This window comes from Pedobacter sp. WC2423 (assembly GCF_040822065.1).
Classification (GTDB): Bacteria; Bacteroidota; Bacteroidia; order Sphingobacteriales; family Sphingobacteriaceae; genus Pedobacter.
On sequence record NZ_CP162005.1, the window covers coordinates 4,363,589 to 4,382,341 of the forward strand.

19 protein-coding genes are annotated in these 18,753 nt (G+C 40.1%); 14 read left to right on the forward strand and 5 right to left on the reverse strand.

Annotation, left to right across the window (positions count from 1 at the left end; all coding sequences use genetic code 11):
- The first annotated feature begins 5 nt into the window (after positions 1–5).
- The 8 genes from AB3G38_RS18235 (at position 6) to AB3G38_RS18270 (ending at position 7,617) form a co-directional block, all read left to right on the forward strand.
- A complete protein-coding gene (locus AB3G38_RS18235) occupies positions 6–428 on the forward strand; it encodes an SPOR domain-containing protein (RefSeq protein WP_367865230.1) in 423 nt (140 codons plus the stop codon).
- Between the two features lie 8 nt (positions 429–436).
- Complete coding sequence (locus tag AB3G38_RS18240; RefSeq protein WP_367865231.1) at positions 437–1,624, forward strand: M20 family metallopeptidase; 1,188 nt, start codon at positions 437–439, stop codon at positions 1,622–1,624.
- Positions 1,625–2,557 carry a hypothetical protein gene (locus AB3G38_RS18245; RefSeq protein ID WP_367865232.1) on the forward strand — a complete coding sequence of 311 codons (933 nt, stop codon included), beginning with the start codon at positions 1,625–1,627 and terminating at the stop codon, positions 2,555–2,557.
- 11 nt (positions 2,558–2,568) lie between these two features.
- Positions 2,569–3,369 (forward strand): hypothetical protein, encoded by an 801-nt coding sequence (locus AB3G38_RS18250; RefSeq protein ID WP_367865233.1) that lies wholly within the window; start codon positions 2,569–2,571, stop codon positions 3,367–3,369.
- Positions 3,370–3,501: 132 nt separating this feature from the next.
- On the forward strand, positions 3,502–4,167 hold the full coding sequence (locus AB3G38_RS18255) for an SGNH/GDSL hydrolase family protein (protein WP_367865234.1): 666 nt from the start codon (positions 3,502–3,504) through the stop codon (positions 4,165–4,167).
- A gap of 9 nt (positions 4,168–4,176) precedes the next feature.
- Positions 4,177–6,177, forward strand: a complete 2,001-nt coding sequence (gene dnaG, locus AB3G38_RS18260) for a DNA primase (protein ID WP_367865235.1) — start codon at positions 4,177–4,179, stop codon at positions 6,175–6,177.
- Complete coding sequence (locus tag AB3G38_RS18265) at positions 6,177–6,539, forward strand: YraN family protein (protein WP_068404004.1); 363 nt, start codon at positions 6,177–6,179, stop codon at positions 6,537–6,539. The genes dnaG and AB3G38_RS18265 overlap by 1 nt, the downstream gene beginning before the upstream one ends.
- Complete coding sequence (locus AB3G38_RS18270) at positions 6,520–7,617, forward strand: glutaminyl-peptide cyclotransferase (protein ID WP_367865236.1); 1,098 nt, start codon at positions 6,520–6,522, stop codon at positions 7,615–7,617. The genes AB3G38_RS18265 and AB3G38_RS18270 overlap by 20 nt, the downstream gene beginning before the upstream one ends.
- 32 nt (positions 7,618–7,649) lie before the next feature.
- On the opposite strand, the gene AB3G38_RS18275 is transcribed toward AB3G38_RS18270, so the two are convergent.
- Together AB3G38_RS18275 and pgi are read right to left on the reverse strand one after the other, a co-directional pair.
- Positions 7,650–8,186: a DUF4251 domain-containing protein gene (locus AB3G38_RS18275; protein WP_367865237.1), complete on the reverse strand. Its 537-nt coding sequence runs from the start codon at positions 8,184–8,186 to the stop codon at positions 7,650–7,652.
- Between the two features lie 138 nt (positions 8,187–8,324).
- Positions 8,325–9,971: a glucose-6-phosphate isomerase gene (gene pgi, locus AB3G38_RS18280; RefSeq protein WP_367865238.1), complete on the reverse strand. Its 1,647-nt coding sequence runs from the start codon at positions 9,969–9,971 to the stop codon at positions 8,325–8,327.
- A 183-nt stretch (positions 9,972–10,154) separates the two neighbouring features.
- Between pgi and AB3G38_RS18285 the strand changes: the two genes are divergently transcribed.
- The 3 genes from AB3G38_RS18285 to AB3G38_RS18295 all read left to right on the forward strand — a co-directional run bounded on the left by AB3G38_RS18285 (position 10,155) and on the right by AB3G38_RS18295 (position 12,736).
- Positions 10,155–10,658 carry a hypothetical protein gene (locus AB3G38_RS18285; RefSeq protein ID WP_367865239.1) on the forward strand — a complete coding sequence of 168 codons (504 nt, stop codon included), beginning with the start codon at positions 10,155–10,157 and terminating at the stop codon, positions 10,656–10,658.
- Between the two features lie 71 nt (positions 10,659–10,729).
- A protein-coding gene (prfB, locus tag AB3G38_RS18290; protein ID WP_367865240.1) for a peptide chain release factor 2 occupies positions 10,730–11,807 on the forward strand; the annotation gives its coding sequence in 2 pieces (ribosomal slippage) (positions 10,730–10,789 and positions 10,791–11,807; 1,077 coding nt in all).
- Complete coding sequence (locus tag AB3G38_RS18295; RefSeq protein WP_367865241.1) at positions 11,807–12,736, forward strand: alpha/beta hydrolase; 930 nt, start codon at positions 11,807–11,809, stop codon at positions 12,734–12,736. The genes prfB and AB3G38_RS18295 overlap by 1 nt, the downstream gene beginning before the upstream one ends.
- Here the strand turns inward: AB3G38_RS18295 and AB3G38_RS18300 are convergent.
- Positions 12,733–13,602: a transglutaminase-like domain-containing protein gene (locus tag AB3G38_RS18300; protein WP_367865242.1), complete on the reverse strand. Its 870-nt coding sequence runs from the start codon at positions 13,600–13,602 to the stop codon at positions 12,733–12,735. The two genes, AB3G38_RS18295 and AB3G38_RS18300, sit on opposite strands and share 4 nt — an antisense overlap.
- Positions 13,603–13,646: 44 nt before the next feature.
- Between AB3G38_RS18300 and AB3G38_RS18305 the strand changes: the two genes are divergently transcribed.
- Entirely contained in the window at positions 13,647–14,429 is a 783-nt protein-coding gene (locus tag AB3G38_RS18305; protein WP_367865243.1) for an O-methyltransferase, read from the forward strand.
- Here the strand turns inward: AB3G38_RS18305 and AB3G38_RS18310 are convergent.
- Together AB3G38_RS18310 and AB3G38_RS18315 are read right to left on the reverse strand one after the other, a co-directional pair.
- Positions 14,426–15,496 (reverse strand): BamA/TamA family outer membrane protein, encoded by a 1,071-nt coding sequence (locus AB3G38_RS18310; RefSeq protein WP_367865244.1) that lies wholly within the window; start codon positions 15,494–15,496, stop codon positions 14,426–14,428. The genes AB3G38_RS18305 and AB3G38_RS18310 overlap by 4 nt on opposite strands.
- A gap of 150 nt (positions 15,497–15,646) precedes the next feature.
- Positions 15,647–15,985 carry a DUF6686 family protein gene (locus AB3G38_RS18315; RefSeq protein ID WP_367865245.1) on the reverse strand — a complete coding sequence of 113 codons (339 nt, stop codon included), beginning with the start codon at positions 15,983–15,985 and terminating at the stop codon, positions 15,647–15,649.
- A gap of 202 nt (positions 15,986–16,187) precedes the next feature.
- Between AB3G38_RS18315 and AB3G38_RS18320 the strand changes: the two genes are divergently transcribed.
- Positions 16,188–17,168 carry a deoxyhypusine synthase family protein gene (locus tag AB3G38_RS18320; protein ID WP_367865246.1) on the forward strand — a complete coding sequence of 327 codons (981 nt, stop codon included), beginning with the start codon at positions 16,188–16,190 and terminating at the stop codon, positions 17,166–17,168.
- Between the two features lie 251 nt (positions 17,169–17,419).
- Entirely contained in the window at positions 17,420–18,715 is a 1,296-nt protein-coding gene (locus tag AB3G38_RS18325) for a c-type cytochrome (RefSeq protein ID WP_367865247.1), read from the forward strand.
- Positions 18,716–18,753: the final 38 nt, after the last annotated feature.

The following is an 18,753-nucleotide window of genomic DNA, read 5'->3' on the forward strand; positions in this document are numbered from 1 at the left end:
TTCCTATGAAAACACTTTTTACATTTATTATTTGTTGCTTTTCTTTTGCTGGCTTTGCCCAGAAAAGAGGAGAAGTGGTCATTGTGAAAGATCCGCTGGTAGACAGCCTGATCGAGAAAAGGATCGCTTTAAGCAAAAAAGCAGCTCCGGGAACGGGGCACAGAAGTGGAGCAATTGTTTCACCGATGGGTTTTCGTGTACAGGTATTTTATGGTTCGGACCGCAGACAGACCTTTAATGAACAGGCACGTTTTAAATCGGCTTATCCAAAGCTGAACACCTATATTACTTATAAAGAACCAAATTATTATCTCCGTGTGGGCGATTTCAGAACGCGTCTGGAAGCTCAGAGACTGATGAATGAACTCAGGTCAACGTTTCCGACTTTGTTCATCTTCAGAGAAAAAATCAATGCACCCCGTTTATAGCCAATCAAATGATCAACAAAGAACAGATTCAAAATTTAGCAAATACTATATTTCAGGATGTTGTAGGTTATCGTCAGCATCTTCATATGAATCCGGAACTTTCTTTTGAAGAGTTCCAGACCTCCGCATTTATTCAGGATAAGCTGACCTCGTGGGGCATCCCTTTTACGCGTATGGCCAATACTGGTGTAGTAGGTCTGATTAAGGGGGATCTGCCGTCTGACGAGGTGATCGCGCTTCGTGGAGATATGGATGCTTTGCCAATTGTTGAAGCGAATGACAAGCCTTATGTATCGAAAAATGCAGGGGTTATGCATGCCTGCGGACATGATGTACATACTTCATCTTTGTTAGGTGCTGCTTATATTCTGAATGAGATGAAGGCAGAATTTGGTGGAACGGTTAAATTGATTTTCCAGCCGGGTGAGGAAATTCTTCCGGGTGGGGCAAGTTTGATGATCGCTGAAGGGGTACTGGAGAATCCAAGGCCGGCGAGTATTATCGGACAGCATGTGATGCCATGGATAGATGCTGGAAAAGTAGGTTTCCGTTCCGGGATTTATATGGCATCTGCGGATGAATTGTATGTAACGGTTAAAGGAAAAGGCGGACATGGGGCGCAACCTCAGCAGAACATCGATCCTGTGCTGATTACGTCTCATATTATTGTGGCTTTACAACAGATTGTAAGCCGTAATGCAGATCCAAGGTTACCGTCTGTACTTTCTTTTGGAAAGGTGATTGCCAATGGTGCGACTAATATTATTCCGAATGAAGTAAAGATTGAAGGGACTTTCAGAACACTGAATGAGGAATGGCGTGCGGAAGCGAAACGTTTGATGAAGAAAATGGCTGAGGGGATTGCGGAAAGTATGGGTGGCAGTTGTGAGTTTAATATCATGCATGGCTATCCGTTCTTAGTGAATGAGGAAAAATTAACGGCTAGTGCAAGAGGTTATGCGGAAGATTATTTAGGGAAAGAAAATGTAGTTGATCTGGATATATGGATGGCTGCGGAAGATTTCGCTTATTATTCTCAGGTTACTGATGCTTGTTTCTATCGTTTAGGTACGGGAAATGAAGCTAAGGGGACTAAATATTCTGTACATCATCCAAATTTTGATGTAGATGAAGATGCGTTGAAAATATCTACTGGCCTGATGGCTTATATCGCTTTAAAGCAATTGGGGAACTAAATGAAGGGGTTTCTTTTTGCTGCTTTAGTGGTTTGCTGGTTTGGAGGTTTTGCGCAGGAGATCCCTCGTTTCAATCCGGATACGCTTAAGACGATCCAGCTGGATTCCAATGTGAATATTGTTGCTCAGAAATTGAGTGTGGAAACTTTTATCAGGGCGATCACAACTGATACGAGTTTTTATGCAGCCTTCAGAAAGATGAAAAAGTATAGTTTCATTGCTGAAAACAGGATTTATACTTACGATAAGAAAAATAAGGTAAACGGAAAGATTTACCGTAAGATCAGGCATTCCAGTTCCGGGCCTGTAAGAATGGAGTACCTGGTTAAACAGGACACAGGCAAGGTGTTTAAGAAGAATGGCAAGTATCAGTTGTATACGATAGAAATGTTCGATTATATTTTTATGAATGCTTATAAGTCTGATCTGGTTTCCAATACCGCTACGTCTTCTCCGGGAGGCAGGGGTGATAGCAATTCAAGCTATAAAGACAAGTTGAAAACACTGATTTTTAATCCTGGGAAACCGGTAAAAGGGATTCCTTTTATTGGCAGCAAAACGGAGATTTTTACGCCGAATATGCGCCAGTATTATGATTATAATTTCCAGAGCGGAACTTACCTGGATTCGATCCCGGTATACCGTTTCAGGGTGAGTGTGAAGAATGATTTAAGTTCATGGACTAAGGATGGCTTAATGATCAAGGAATTGGTTACGATTTTTGATAAGCGTGATTTTGCAATTCTTGGGCGTTATGTAGATATGAAATACAGCAATATGCTGTTTGATTTTAATGTGCAGATGAATATTGAAATGGGCTATTTTGGGGAGGATAAATTACCGACCAAGATTACGTACCAGGGAAATTGGAATGTGCCTTTCAAGAAAGAGGAGCGGGCAAGCTTTTTGATATTACATAAGGATTACCACTAGAAATTAGTTAAATGACGCATCAGCAGATATTAGATAAATTAGCAGCCGGAGCCATAGTCTCCTGTATTGATGATGAACTGGCCAGACTGGTAGGCTGGTCAATGAATGGGGAATTTGAAACTGCGGAACAGCAGCAGGCAGATTTCCTTCCTAAATTATTATCCCGCTGGAATTGCGTACTGAATGCCGGAAAAGAGGAAGTTGGTGCTTATTATAAAGAAAAAGTAGTTCTTGTATTAGCTGTTTTATTGCATAAGTATGGTTTTAAGGATAAAGTAATTACTACGCAGGCATTAAAGGCAATCGATAAATTGAATAAAGGTGTGGTGCTGAGTGATCATTTTTTCAGAAAAACGGAAGAGATCAAGGCTGTTTTAAATTCTGATCCGGTACTACTTAAAAAAAGACCAGGGCATCGCGAGAGTATCACTTTCTACAGATCAAAAGATGTAATTTCATTCCAATTGGATGGTCAGTTTTATGCGGCTTATATCCATGATCTGGTTGGACAGAATAATTATCCTATTATAGAATTTTATGATCAGGTTTTTACGCGGGTTCCGGAATTAAAGGACTTGAAGGATGTAAAAGCCAGGGGAGCCGTCTATAATGATGGTGTAGCAAGGATTTCTCTTGATGCTATTTATCTCATGAAATATTTACCAGACGTTGCGAATCAAGTTCACCTGATTGCTGCGGGAGTAGAAGAAAAACCTTCAAATGACCATCTGGAAGAGTCGGTTGGGCTATATGGAATGAGTGATATATTCCGGATACAAGATTCAATCAGGGGTATGTTTAAGCCGCGTTAAAAATCAGGCGTTATTGAATAGGTATTAAAGCTTTACCTAAAAAAGTTCTGAATTGGTTACCTTTGATTCTCTGGAAATTTTAACCAGATTTCCGGCTATAACAAACCTATGCTAACCACAAAACGCATGTTCATGAAAAGACTGATTCAAACTATGGCATTTCTGGCTACAGGATGCTTGTTACTTACTTTTATGGCTATGAAAGCCAAATCTAAAAAGATTATTTTCTTTGGGGATTCTATTACCCAGCAAGGTGCCCAACCGGGAGGCTATGTTGATCTGATCAGCAAAAAACTGAATGCTCCGGCATATGAAGTTATTGGAGCGGGTATTGGCGGGAATAAGGTTTATGATCTTTACCTGCGTTTAGAAGATGACGTTTTAAATAAAAAACCAGACCTGGTTGTTATTTATATTGGTGTAAATGACGTTTGGCACAAACAGAGTTCTCATACGGGAACGGATCTGGATAAATTTGTAAAATTCTACCAGGCATTAATTCATAAAATTCAGACTAATGGTGCTAAGGTTGTCGTTTGTACACCAGCAGTTATTGGAGAGAAAAAGAGTGGTACCAATGAACTGGATGCTGAGCTGGATACCTATTCGGCAGCGATCAGAGAGCTGGCCATTACTAATAAATTGGTGTTATGTGATTTGAGAAAGTTGTTTACGGAATACGATTTGCAGCATAATCCGCAGGATCTCCCGAAAGGAATCTTAACAACTGATGGCGTACACCTGAATGAAAAAGGTAATCAAACGTTAGCTGCAGCGTTGATACCATTAGTTAAGTAATTTGTTTGAATGATATATCAGGATACTATTAACAAAATCATGGACACCTCCCGTATTGAGGAGGTTGTTGGTGATTTTGTGTCTTTAAAGAAGCGTGGGACCAGCTTAATTGGTAATTGCCCTTTTCATAATGAGAAAACACCATCTTTTCACGTATCGGTAACGAAAGGTATTTATAAGTGCTTTGGTTGCGGTAAGGGGGGAGATTCTGTGCGTTTTATTATGGACCACGAGAAGTATTCTTATCCTGAGGCCTTAAAATACCTGGCGCAGAAATACAATATTGAGGTTGAGGAGAAGGAAGAGAGCCCGGAAGTTCAGGAGGCTAATAATGCAAGGGAAAGTTTATATGTAGTGTCTTTGTATGCGGCAAATTATTTTGCCAATGAACTGTGGACAGGGGAGCAGGGACGTGCAATTGGTTTAAGCTATTTTAAAGAGCGCGGTTTCCGGGAAGATATCATTAAGAAATTCGAGCTGGGCTATTCTCCTGATCAGTGGGATGCATTGATCTTAAGTGCGGCTTCGGCAGGACATAAAGAGGAGTATCTGGAAAAGACTGGTCTGGCGATCCGCAATGAGAAAGGAAAGGTTTATGACCGCTTCCGGGGCAGGGTCATGTTCCCGATTCATAATTTTACGGGCAGGGTGATCGGTTTTGGCGGCCGTACACTGAAAACAGATAAGAATGTCCCGAAATATGTCAATTCTCCTGAGAGTGATATTTACCATAAGTCGAATGTGCTTTATGGGTTGTTTCAGGCCAAAAAAGCGATCCGCGATTTAGATAATTGTTACCTGGTAGAGGGATATGCAGATGTGCTTTCTGTACATCAGGCAAATATTGAAAATGTGGTAGCCTCTTCGGGTACTTCATTAACGATTGAACAGATCAGACTGATCGGACGTTTTACGCAGAATGTAACCATTTTATATGATGGGGATGCTGCGGGAATTAAAGCTTCGCTGCGTGGGCTGGATATGATTCTGGAAGAAGGGCTGAATGTGAAAGTTGTTAACTTTCCTGATAGCCATGATCCGGATTCTTATATGCACAAGGTTGGAGCCGGTGCTTTTAAAATTTATATAGAGAATAACCGTAAGGATTTTATTCTTTACAAGGCGGATACGCTGTTAAAGGAAGCGGGGACAGACCCGATTAAACGTGCAGGCATTATCAGGGATATTGTAGAAAGTATCGCGAAGATACCTGATGATATTAAAGCTTCTGTATTTATCAGGGAATGTAGTCATTTGCTCCAGGTAGAGGAACGGATGTTAATGACTGAGCTGAACAAAATCCGTTCTGCGAAGTTTAAAAAGGGTGGACAAGGTCAGGGACAGCAGCAGGGATACCAACAAGGATATCAACAGAAATCTTCCAATACAAACCAGCATTCTCCTTATCCGGATGGCCCTCCTGATAACCTGTTTGATGACAATGCACCTATGGATCTTCAGGAAACGGAGACCCGGCTGGATGATGATTTATTGCAGGAACATGAGATTGTAAGGCTTTTGCTGGCTTTTGGACATGAGCTGGTAAGCTGGGATAACATTGATAACATGTATATCGGTTCATTTATCATGCAGAATCTTTCTGATGTTACTTTTGAGGATGAAACTTGTAAGCTGATTATTCAGAATTACAAAGAAGAAATTGAGAACGGACATTTGCCGGTGGCAAATCAGTTCATTAAAAATAGTGACCGTAATGTTGCGGATTTAGCGATTACTTTATCCAGTTCTCCTTACTCACTGAGTGAAAACTGGTATAACAAGCATAAGATTTATGTTCGGGATGAAACTGTTAATTTAAAAGCTACTATTCTGGGCGGGCTTTTCCATTTAAAAAAGAGAAAGGTTGACCGTATCCTGCTTGGTTTATTACAGGACATAAAAGTAGAAACGGATGCTGTAAACCAGGAGATCCTGATGCAGCGGTATGCACACATTAAAAATGTGGAACGTGAAATTTCCAGATTTTTAGGTTCTGTTGTGATCAAATAATGGCAGCGCATAACGAACTGGGAAGAAGGGGAGAGCAATTGGCCTCGTCCTATTTAGAGCAGCTCGGTTATCGCATTCTGGAGAAGAACTGGGTGTTTAAGAGAGCCGAAATAGACCTGATTGCTTTTTATGACAGTAAGCTTATTTTCGTGGAGGTAAAAACCCGTAGCTCTGTGGGGCACGGCGAACCGGAAGATTTTGTGGACTGGAAAAAGGAGAAGCAAATGGAATTCGCGTCCGCTATTTATATTGACCGGAAGAACCACCAGGGGGAAATCCGGTATGATATTGTTGCAATTGTTTTTGAAAATGAACAACTTTATAAAATTAATCATATTGAAGATGCATTTTGGCCAAACTAATACGTCCGTTAAATTACCTAAATTATTACTTCTGATTGGTGCGCTTACTGGTATTACTTTCGTGATCTCTTGTAAAAGCGGCGCAGAAGCCAGTAATGCGTTGAGCTTCAAACTTCCTGAACAAGGTCAGAGTTATGGACTGGGAGAGGAAGTGAAAGTACAACTGGATGTTCCTGCTGCAGGCAAGGTGAGTACTGTAAATTATCTGCTGGATGGCAAACTGGTAGGGTCAAAAAATAATGCGGAAGCATTGACGATCAAGACTGATGGTTTGTCGCTGGGTTATAAATTGATTACTGCGGTCGTGGATAATGGCACTAAAAAAGATACAATGACGATTAATATTGTCTTGAAATCGGCAGTGAAGCCAACTGAATTCACTTATAAAGTAATCAACACATTTCCGCATGATACAAGTTCTTATACACAAGGTTTAGAATATCACAACGGCCGTTTGCTGGAAAGCAGCGGAGAGTATGGTTTTTCTACTTTAAAATGGGTAGATCTTCATACGGGTAAGGCGTCTCCAAAGATTGATCTGGAAAAGAAATTCTTTGGGGAAGGTTCTACGCTGATTGGTGATAAAATTATATTGCTGACCTGGAAAGAAGATGTTGGGTTTATTTATGATGCCAAATCGTTAAAACAGTTAGGTACTTTTCCTTATCAGAATAGCAGAGAGGGCTGGGGACTTACTTTTGATGGGCAGCGGATCATCAAATCTGACGGAACTAACCGCATCTGGTTTTTAAACAAAGACAACTATAAGGAAGAAAGTTATATAGATGTTTATGATAACAATGGAGAGGTCGCTCAATTAAACGAACTGGAATATATAGATGGTAAAATCTACGCTAACATTTATCAGACAGATAAAATAGCTGTGATAGACCCTAAAAGCGGCTCTGTATTGAGTTATATTGATCTGACCGGAATATTGGCTGCTAAAGACAGGTATCCCAATACAGACGTATTAAATGGTATTGCATGGGATCCTGCTGGTAAACGTCTTTTTGTAACAGGAAAGAAGTTTAGCAAGCTGTTCCAGATACAACTTGTTCCGGTTACGCCGAAATAAGCCAGTTGCTTTCAGCACAGTTTGGTTTGTGTCTATTTTTTCTTCTTTAGCTCCGGCTCTGTAATATTTCCTTCATAGCTGATGGCCTGCTGGCTATTGCTCGTAACAGAAAGTGTAGCACGACCTGTTTTTGTAATCGAAAGCGTCAGGTTATAATTGTCTTTCACATCTTTTGGATGGATCAGGATTAACCATCCGCCTTTTTTAGCTGGAGTGCTTTTATAGGAAAAATCTTTAGACTTGAATTTGATTCCACTATCATTGGGGTCTCCGATTTTAGGGGTAAAAGATCTGCCGTAGTAAGGAAGATAAGCTACAAGGCTGTCTGGTGTTACGGTAAAGGTATAATTTGATCCGGTAAGGTTGATATTGCCTCCGCCGGTATAACCTGGCATTCTGCTCATCACTTTATTAATGTCAGCAACGTTCAGTGGACTTGCACTGCTCGCGACAAATACATAGTTCTTTGCTTCTGCAATTTTTGTGGTAGTTTCCTGAGTAGTCTGAGCTTTTGAGGGTAAGCCGGAAAATAGCAGAACAATTATCAAAAGATTTTTAAACGTTTCCATTTGTATTTATTTTATAATTTATATCGCCTGATTAACAAATTAATGCCTTGGATAGTTTTTCCGTCTGAAGGTTTAATTTACAAAATATACAAATGAAAACGTTTAGCTGAATATTCCTGTTTACAGCTGGGAATAAGGTTATCTCCAGCTTTTATACTGGTTAATTAATCCGTTAGTAGAAACGTCATGTGAGGAAACGGCATCCTCATTCTTCAATTCCGGAAGAATACTTTTTGCCAGTTGTTTTCCTAATTCCACGCCCCATTGGTCAAAGCTGAAGATATTCCATACAATTCCCTGAACAAATATTTTGTGTTCATAAATGGCAATCAGCGTTCCCAGGCTACGTGGTGTTACTTTTTTCAGTAAGATTGAATTCGTTGGCCTGTTGCCTTCAAAAACTTTGAATGGGGCAAGCTTTTTGATTTCTTCTGCTGTTTTACCTTCTTTTTCCAGTTCAGCAGTTACCTGTTCTTCGGTTTTACCGTTCATCAGGGCTTCTGTTTGTGCAAAAAAGTTAGATAGTAAAATTGGATGGTGTTCTCCGATTGGGTTCAGGCTTTGCGCAGGTGCGATGAAATCACAAGGAATAATACGTGTTCCCTGGTGAATCAGCTGATAAAATGCGTGCTGACCATTTGTTCCTGGCTCACCCCAGATAATCGGGCCTGTTTCGTAAGTAACGTCATTTCCGTTACGGTCTACATGTTTACCGTTACTTTCCATATCTCCTTGTTGGAAATAAGCGGCAAAACGGTGCAGGTACTGGTCGTATGGAAGGATTGCTTCTGTTTCTGCATCAAAGAAATTGATATACCAGATCCCTATCAATGCAAGAATTACGGGTACGTTGTTTTCAAACGGGGTGCGCTCAAAGTGTTCGTCTGCTGCATGTGCACCAGCAAGCAATTCTTTGAAATTAGCAAAGCCTACGCTTAGGGCGATAGGCATACCAATAGCACTCCATAAAGAATATCTTCCGCCTACCCAGTCCCAGAAACCAAACATATTTGCTGTATCAATTCCAAATGCAGCTACATCTTTAGCATTGGTAGAAAGAGCGGCAAAGTGTTTAGCAACATCTTCTTGTTTTGCACCTTTATTCAGGAACCATTCTCTTGCTGTATTCGCATTAGTCATGGTTTCTTGTGTAGTGAATGTTTTTGAAGCTACAAGGAAAAGGGTAGTTTCAGGGTCTACAGTTTTCAGGGTTTCCACGATATGTGTGCCATCTATATTAGACACAAAATGCATGTTCAAATGATTCTTATAAGCTTTTAAGGCTTCAGTAACCATCACCGGACCTAAATCTGACCCGCCAATACCGATGTTGACAACATCTGTGATTGCTTTACCTGTATAACCTTTCCATGACCCGGAAATAATCGCCTCACTGAATTTCTCCATTTTAGCCAGCACTTCGTTGACATCATCCATGACATTGATACCGTCTGCATAAACTGGTTTATTGCTTTGGTTACGCAGGGCAGTATGTAAAACAGCCCTGTCTTCTGTCTGGTTAATCTTTTCTCCGCTAAACATCGCTTTAATGGCTTCATCCAGTTTGCATTCTCTGGCAAGCTGCATCAGCAAGGCAAGGGTAGTATCATTGATCCTGTTTTTTGAATAATCCAGCAGGATATCTTCGAAAACCACTGAAAACTTCTCAAAACGCTTTTCATCTTCTGCAAACAGTTGTTTTAAGTTCTTTTCATTGATGTCAATGAAGTGATCGGCCAGGTATTTATAGGCCGCTGTCTCTGTAAAGTTTATGGTTGGTAACATAAATAAATGGTGTTTCTGTAAATGTATAGTTTAAATGTCGGCAGATTGGATTGTATTTAATAGTAAAACGGGCTTTAAAATGAAATATTTTACTTTTAACAGTCAAATGAGTGGTTGCCGCTGGTTTTTATTTGTATTATATTTAATAAAAAAACATCAGTTCACCTATAAAAACTACCCGTTATGTTAGAAAATCTGAATCAACTGGTTAAAGATAGTACGCAGGATGCTATTGTTAACAATAGTGAAATTCCTAATGAGCAGAATGAGGCTGCAATTTCTGCGGCTTCGGGATCTATCATTGATGCCTTAAAACAACAATTGTCTTCTGGTAATATCGGTGGTCTTGTAGATGCTTTTAAGGGTGGGAACATTGAAGGCAGCGCTGTTGCGCAGGATGCTTCAGCCGGCTTTACTGATAAATTAGCAGGGATGGGAATTAACCTGGATACGGCTAAAGGGATTGCTGCTGCTGTTATTCCGGGTATCATCGGTAAATTTATTAATAAAACAAATGATCCTGATGATAACTCTTTTGATATTAAAGATGTACTGAGCAAAATATCAGGGCCGGATGGAAAGTTCGAGTTGTCAGATCTGACCAGCTTATTTACTGGCGGTAAAGCGGGTGAACCGGGAGCTGAAGGCGGTGGTCTTGCAGATAAGCTTAAAGGGCTTTTTAGCTAGATATATATACTTATTTTGTAAAAGGCTATCCGAACATTGTTCAGGTAGCCTTTTGTGTTATATTTGTGCTTATGACAAAAGAACAAATACAGGATTTAAGGGACAGAGTAGCGTCGCTGAGGAGGCATCTTTGACGTCGAAACCCGACTCGAAGCTATTTATATAGAACAGGAGCTTACCTTACAAACAGATTTTTGGGATGATCCCAAAAAGGCTGAAAAGCATTTGGCAGAAATGAATTCCAAAAAAGTGTGGACTGATGCCTGGCAGAAAGTTAACGCGGAGTTTGAAGATACGCAGGTCTTATTTGATTTCCTGCAATCGGGAGATGCCACCAAGGAGGAGATGGAGGAGCAGTACGAAAAGTGTCTGCACCTGATTGAGGACCTGGAATTAAAAAATATGCTGAGCAGCAAGGAAGATCAGCTGAATGCAGTGATGCAAATTACTGCCGGGGCTGGTGGAACTGAAAGTTGCGACTGGGCAGCAATGCTGATGCGGATGTATATCATGTGGGGCGAAAAAAACGGTTACAAGGTAACTGAGCAGGATTTTCAGCCTGGAGAGGTCACTGGTGTAAAAACGGTTACTTTACAGTTTGCGGGAGATTTTTCTTATGGCTATCTGAAGGGGGAAAATGGTGTGCACCGTCTGGTACGTATTTCACCTTTTGATTCCAACGCACGCCGGCATACTTCATTTGCTTCGGTATATGTTTATCCATTAGTGGATGATACGATCGAGATTGAAATCAAGGATGCGGATATTGAATTTGAGACTTTCCGTTCTGGTGGAGCGGGTGGACAAAATGTAAATAAAGTGGAAACTGCGGTACGTTTGTATCATAAACCTTCTGGTATTGTAATTAAAAACCAGGAATCGCGTTCTCAATTACAGAACAAAGAGAATGCATTAAGACTGCTGAAGTCGCAGTTATATGAAGCTGTTATGCGCGAAAGGATGATTGCATCTGCGGCTATTGAAGGTTCGAAAATGAAGATTGAATGGGGCTCGCAAATCAGGAACTACGTTTTACATCCGTATAAACTGGTGAAAGATCTGAGAACAAATTATGAAACTTCTAATGCACAGGCTGTCCTTGACGGGGAGCTGAATGATTTTCTGAAAGCATATTTAATGGAATTCTAATGGATAAAAAATGGTGGTTACTTTTAGTTATGGGAATATTGGCAGGAAGTGGTATACAGGCTCAGGAAGTGATGAAGCTGTACCCGGGAAAAATACCAGGGGCAAAAGCGGTTCCTGCTGCTTATAAGCAAAAAGAAACCATTATTAATGGTAAAGTTTTTGGACTGAGCAAGGTGAGTGATCCTTCGCTCAGTCTTTATGCTGCTGATCCGCAGAAAGCAAATGGAACAGCTGTAATTATTTGTCCGGGTGGTGGGTATGCTTTTCTGGCGACTGACCATGAAGGAGAGGAAGTAGCACGACGTTTTGCTGCACAGGGTGTAACAGCGTTTGTATTGAAATATCGCCTGCCGAGTGACACGATTATGGTTGATCAGTCTTCCGGCCCTTTACAGGATGCCCAGCAGGCAATTTACCTGGTTCGTAAAAATGCAGCGGCATGGCATATTAATCCTTCGAAAGTCGGGATTATGGGATTTTCTGCTGGTGGACATCTTGCAGCCTCGCTTGCGGTTCATTATGGAGATCTTAAAATCAAGAATCCTGAAGGGTTGAGTTTGCGGCCTGATTTTGCCGTGCTGATTTATCCGGTCATCAGTTTTACAGCCTCAGCACATACGGGCTCTGTTAAAAACCTGATTGGCCCGAATGCAACGCAGGCACAAAAGGAATATTTTTCTAATGAACTGCATGTAAATTCGCAGACGCCAATAACTTTTCTGGTTCATGCGAATGATGATGATACTGTTCCGGTGGAGAATACGATTTTGTTTAACCAGGCTATGGTGAAAAATAAGGTTTCTGTGGAAACGCATCTTTACCAGGCGGGAGGGCATGGGTACGGAATGCATAATAAGAAGACTTCTGATGACTGGTTTCTTCGTTTGCAGGAATGGCTGCTGGCTAATCAGCTTTTAACGGCAAACTAAAGCTCGCTTTTAAGCAGAATATCCTGTAATTCTTTCAATTCTTCCACTTTTTCCGGATTACCGAGATTTTCATAAGCTGAGATCAGGTTACGGATAATCCTGCGGATAATTTCCACGTTACTGCATGGAGCATAAAAGCCTGGCAGCTGCTGCAGGTTCAATTGACGTAAAAACTGGTCTACATCATGCTTACCGAAAATAGCTCCTTTGTTAAAGGCATTGATATAAAACAGTACACCAAATTCGTTTTCTTCTCTTTTGCTTTCATCAATATAACCAAGTATAAAGTGCTGCGGCAGATTGACACCATAAACGGGGATATCCAGTTTTTGTGCGATAGTGGCATAAATAATAGCCAGTGAAATCTGGTTCCCTTTTTTTGTATCGAGTACCTGGTTAATGTAAGAATTCTGCGGGTCGTGGTGGTTTTTAGTATTCCCTTTGAAGCCGTGAATGTTATAAAAGATATGGTTAATGAGTTTTATTTTCTCTACGGAACTCATTTCGTATTGCAGGTTAGTCCAGATTTCTCTTTTAAGTTCTTCAATCTGGTTGATTACTTTTTGTTCATCAAGGTCAGGATATTGATAACGGTTGATGACTAAGGCGCCTTGTAAAAGATCGAACGCACCGCTCTGATACCAAAGATTAAGATCTTCTTTGACGGTGTTAAACTGAATCTGATGGACGATGTTTTCTATTCTTTCCTGCAAGAGTGTATCCAGGGATTTCTCCCATTCTGTTTCCAGAAAATGAATGACTGAAGTCCCATGTTCAAGGAGACGTTTGGCTACTTGTTCAAAGACTTCCTGGTCAGTATCATCGAGTAATTTTACCAGCGCTTTTATTTCTGTACTATTTTCCATTAAAGAATACCAATTAGAATAATCGTTTACCTATTTTTGCAGTTATGGCATTTCAATTTATCAGCGATTATCTGAAACATCGATTAACCTCTAAAAGCAGACATGGCACTCATTCACCTTTTGTCTATCATTTGGTAGATGAGGTAATTTACGATTTTAACTCCAAAACTGAATACAAAGGTATTGAGGAACAAAGAAAAAAACTTTTAAATGACGATGCTTTAATCACGGTTACTGATCTTGGTGCTGGTTCTCATTTGAACAAAAACCGCACAAAAAAGGTAAAGGAAATCGCTAAAAACGCTTTAAAGTCTCCCAGGTTAGCTCAATTGATTTATCGCCTGGCAAAAAATAGTAAGCCTGCTAATTTAATTGAACTGGGTACTTGCCTGGGGATTACAACAGCTTATTTATCGAAAGCTTGTCCTGATTCAGATATTATCACGATTGAGGGATGTCCGGAAACTGCCAAAAAGGCTTATGAGAACTTTCAGGATCTTGAGCTGGATAATATAGAGTTACAGGTTGGGAATTTTGATGTGTTACTGCCGGTTGTAATTGATCAGGCTCCAAAGCTGGATTTTGTTTATATAGATGGTAACCACCGGAAAGATGCGACGATAAATTACTTCAAATGGTGCTTGCCAAAGGTGCATGAGGATTCATTGCTCATCTTCGATGATATTTACTGGAGTAAAGGAATGAAGGAAGCCTGGGAAGAAATTAAGAATCATCCGGACGTAACGGTAACGGTAGATTTGTTCTGGATCGGGCTGGTTTACTTCAAAAAAGGCCAGAAAAAGGAACATTTTAAGATTAAGTTTTAAAATGCTTCTGCCAGGCTCAGGTAAAATCCTGATTGTCTGGCTTCATTAGGTCTTTTCTCTCCAACTGCATAGTCTGCTCTTACACTCAGGCCTTTAGCCGGGTCGTAGAAGTATCTTAAACCGGCTCCGACAGATGGCTTAAATTGTTTAAGGGAGAAATCTCCGTTCGCAAAAACGCGTCCGCCACCACCAAATGCAACTAAGCCGAAGCGGTTATTGTAACGGTAGCGTAATTCTGTTTGTGCGGCCAGTAAGTTTTCATCTCTGTAACGGCCTGAATAATAGCCACGCATCATTTCGTCATTACCCAGTTGTGGTAAAAGATAAAATGGGGTATTATTGCTTTGTACGGTATGATAGATTCCATTTACGCCCAATACAAATTTCCTGGAAAGTGACCAGAAATTACGGACAACAACTTTGATCTGGCTGCCTGTAAAATCATTTCCTCCAAAAATATCCGGGGCATATTGATAGGATACTCTTCCGAAAAATCCTTTGGTAGGGTAGTTGTTTGAATTCCTGGTATCGTAAGTTTGAGATACGCCCAGGTAAACTACTGATCCTCCGTTTTTGCCAAGTACTGCCGGATCTGTTTCGTAAATACCTCCTGGTTCTTTATCCTTAAAACTGAAGTTCTCGAAGCCCAGTGATACTCCTGTATAGAAGTAGGGAAGAATGTTTTTTTCTACGTCAAAGAAGGCTCTTATCTGACGTTGTACAAGCCTGTCTTTATTGGCTTCCAGTGTTTGGTTACCAATTCCGTAAAAGTCAAAGGGCATACTTCTGAACCTGAGTTCACTGATCAGGTGAAAGGCGTTGTGTTTAGTCCATACATCTCCTTTCAGACTTACATTATATTGTTTTTCAGTAGAAAAGGAGAGTACGGTTGAAAAATTAGAACTACGGTTTAAGGTATCTTTCCGGTCCATATAGGTGGAATAAAGACCGCCAAAGCCAAATTCTAATCCCGTTTCCTGAGCATATCTTAGCAGAGGAAGTGGCATAAAACTCGCTTTGCGGGTTGTATCTACATCTTCTGATAACATACGTTTGATCAGTTTCATTTGTCCAGATCCATGAAGCGTTGAGAGCAGTAGGGTGGTGCAAAGCAAAAATTTTCTCATTAGAGGGGGCTGCGCGTAGTTATATTGTATAAAATAAAGGCGCTAAAGTAAGCAATTTATGAGTAAAATCAGGCTTGGCTTTATTTATCGCTATTGGTTTGTGCCGGGTTCTGTCCCCATCAGGGTATAAACTTCTTTCATAAACATGGCTTCGTTCAGCATAGACCGGAAAGCATCCAGTTCATCGTTTGTAAATGCAAAGCTGATGTCCTGGTTGGGGGTACGTAATAATATTCTCTCCTTTTTGTCTGGAAAGGGCAGACTGGTTTCTGAGAAAGAGAAGTTCTGAATGGTGTCTTTAAAGTTTAAAAAATCATTATGGGTGAAGTTTAATAAGAGATTATTGTGCCAGATATAAAATACATCACAGCATGGACAATGAGATATTGCAGTGTCTTTTCCTGAACTTAAAACTATTGTTTTGCACATAGGATTACATTTTTGAGTTTAACAATTAAGCATAATAGAGAGCGGCTTTATTGGAATAGTTCAAACATAATACATTATTTATAGTTATTCTAAATAAAAGTGTTGATTCCTTGATAATCTGCTATTAAAGCGGGAGTCGTTTTTAACGAATATTTCCTTATTTTTGCGGCGGTTTATACAAAACAGAATAATCTTAATTAAAATGAGCGTAACAAGAGGACCAATATCAAAATTCATGGAAGGGCATTACCTCCATTTCAATGCAGCAGCAATGATGGATGCAGCTAAAGGCTATGAAACGCATTTAGATGAAGGTGGTAAAATGATGATTACCCTGGCTGGTGCAATGAGTACTGCTGAACTGGGAATTTCATTAGCAGAGATGATCCGTCAGGATAAAGTTTCTATAATTTCATGTACAGGTGCGAATCTGGAAGAGGATATTATGAACCTTGTTGCCCATTCACATTATAAACGTGTACCTAACTACCGTGATTTAACTCCTCAGGACGAGTGGGATTTATTAGAAAACCATTATAACCGTGTAACTGATACTTGTATTCCTGAAGAAGAAGCTTTCAGACGTTTACAAAAGCATATTCAGGAAATCTGGACAAATGCTGAGCAAGCAGGTGAGCGTTATTTCCCGCATGAGTATATGTACAAAATGTTATTGAGCGGTGTGCTTGAGCAATATTATGAAATTGACCCTAAAAATTCATGGATGCTTGCAGCTGCAGAAAAAAATCTGCCGATTGTAGTTCCGGGATGGGAAGATTCAACCATGGGAAATATCTTCGCTTCTTATGTAATGAAAAATGAATTACAAGCTTCTACAGTAAAAAGTGGAATTGAGTATATGGGTTACCTTGCAGACTGGTATATTAAAAACAGCGGCGGAAAAGGTATCGGCTTCTTCCAGATTGGTGGTGGTATTGCCGGAGACTTCCCGATCTGTGTAGTCCCTATGTTATATCAGGATATGGAAATGGAGAATATTCCTTTCTGGACTTACTTCTGCCAGATCTCTGATTCTACTACTTCTTACGGATCGTATTCTGGTGCTGTACCGAACGAAAAGATTACCTGGGGCAAGCTGGATATCGATACGCCTAAGTTCATTGTAGAGTCTGATGCAACTATTGTAGCCCCATTGATTTTTGCCTGGATATTAAAAATGTAAATTATAATTCCAAATCCTGTTTGGGATTTGTGTAGTACTGAAAATCAGCAAATAGAAAAATTTGCTGATTTTCTTCGTTTAAAGCCACAAAAACTAAAAGTTTAGAATGATTATAAATTGTATTTACTGTCATTTCTTTGTCATTGGTAACTTAATAAATTTTACTTTTGTGGACGTTTTGGTGAAGAACAAGAGTTTAAACATCAATACGTTCATTACAGTTTTTTAAAATAAAGCATAAAATACTCATTATGAGGAATATCTCATTGATCATTAGAAGAGTTTGGAAGTCGGCATTTATGTTTACGGCTCTATCTGTTTTAATCGTTTCTGGTACGCAAGCACAAGACGCAGTAGAAGGTAGAAAAATCTTCAAGGAAAAATGTACTTCATGTCATGCACTGGACCGCGATTTGATCGGCCCGGCATTACAAACGATTGTACCTACAAAGAGCGAGGCGTTTTTGTTAAAATGGATCAACAATGCTCCGGCATTTATCGCATCGGGAGACAAAGAGGCTGTAGAGGCTTCGAAGTACAATCCGAATGCCGACATGACAGCGTTTCCATCCTTAACGCCTGAGCAGATTAAAAGCATCCTTGCTTACGTAAAAGCAGGTGAGCCTAAGAAAGCAGAAGTTGCTGGTGCGGCTACTGGTTCTGATGAAGTTTCAAACTTCTCTATCGTAGGGGTAATTGCAGTAATCCTGATTTCTATCATTGTATTAGTGATCCTGGCAAGAGCAATCAAAATGCTTGAACGCCTGATCCTGAAAAAACAAGGTGTAGAAATCGAAGAAGACGAAGAAAAAACGTCGATGTTAGCTGGCATTGGCTCTTTATTCAAAAACAAAAAGTTTGTTTTCTTCGTGATCCTGTGCTTAGTGATAAGTTTAGGTTCATTTGGATGGATGGGCATGTGGAACACTGGTGTTTCTACTGGTTACCAGCCAACACAACCAATTAAATTCTCTCACGAGTTACATGCTGGTGTAAACCAGATTGATTGTCAGTACTGTCACGCTGGTGCATTCGAATCTAAAAATGCAACCATACCTTCGCTTAACGTTTGTATGAACTGTCACAAACAGGTTCAGGCCAGAGACAGCCATGATGGAAACATCTCTCCTGAGATTCAAAAAATTTACAATGCATTAGGTTACGATGCAGATAAAATGACTTATGACAAGTCTAAAGAAAAACCAATTGAGTGGGTACGTGTTCACAACCTTCCTGATTTCGCTTACTTCAATCACTCACAACACGTTGTTGTAGCTGAAGAAGCTATCCGCAAAGAAAAAGGTTTGAAACCAAACGAACCAGTTTGTTTTGCTTGTCACGGACCAGTGAATACAATGGAAGAGATCTATCAGTATTCTCCTCTAACCATGAAATGGTGTATCAACTGTCATAAAGACACCAAGTTAGAAGTTAAAGACAACGCATTCTACACCAAAATTATTGAGGCTCATGAGAAAATCAAAAAAGGTGAGAAAATTACGCCGGCAGCATTAGGCGGAATTGAGTGCGGTAAATGTCACTATTAATAGAGTTTAGTAAAAAGAACGTTCGATAAACAGTAATA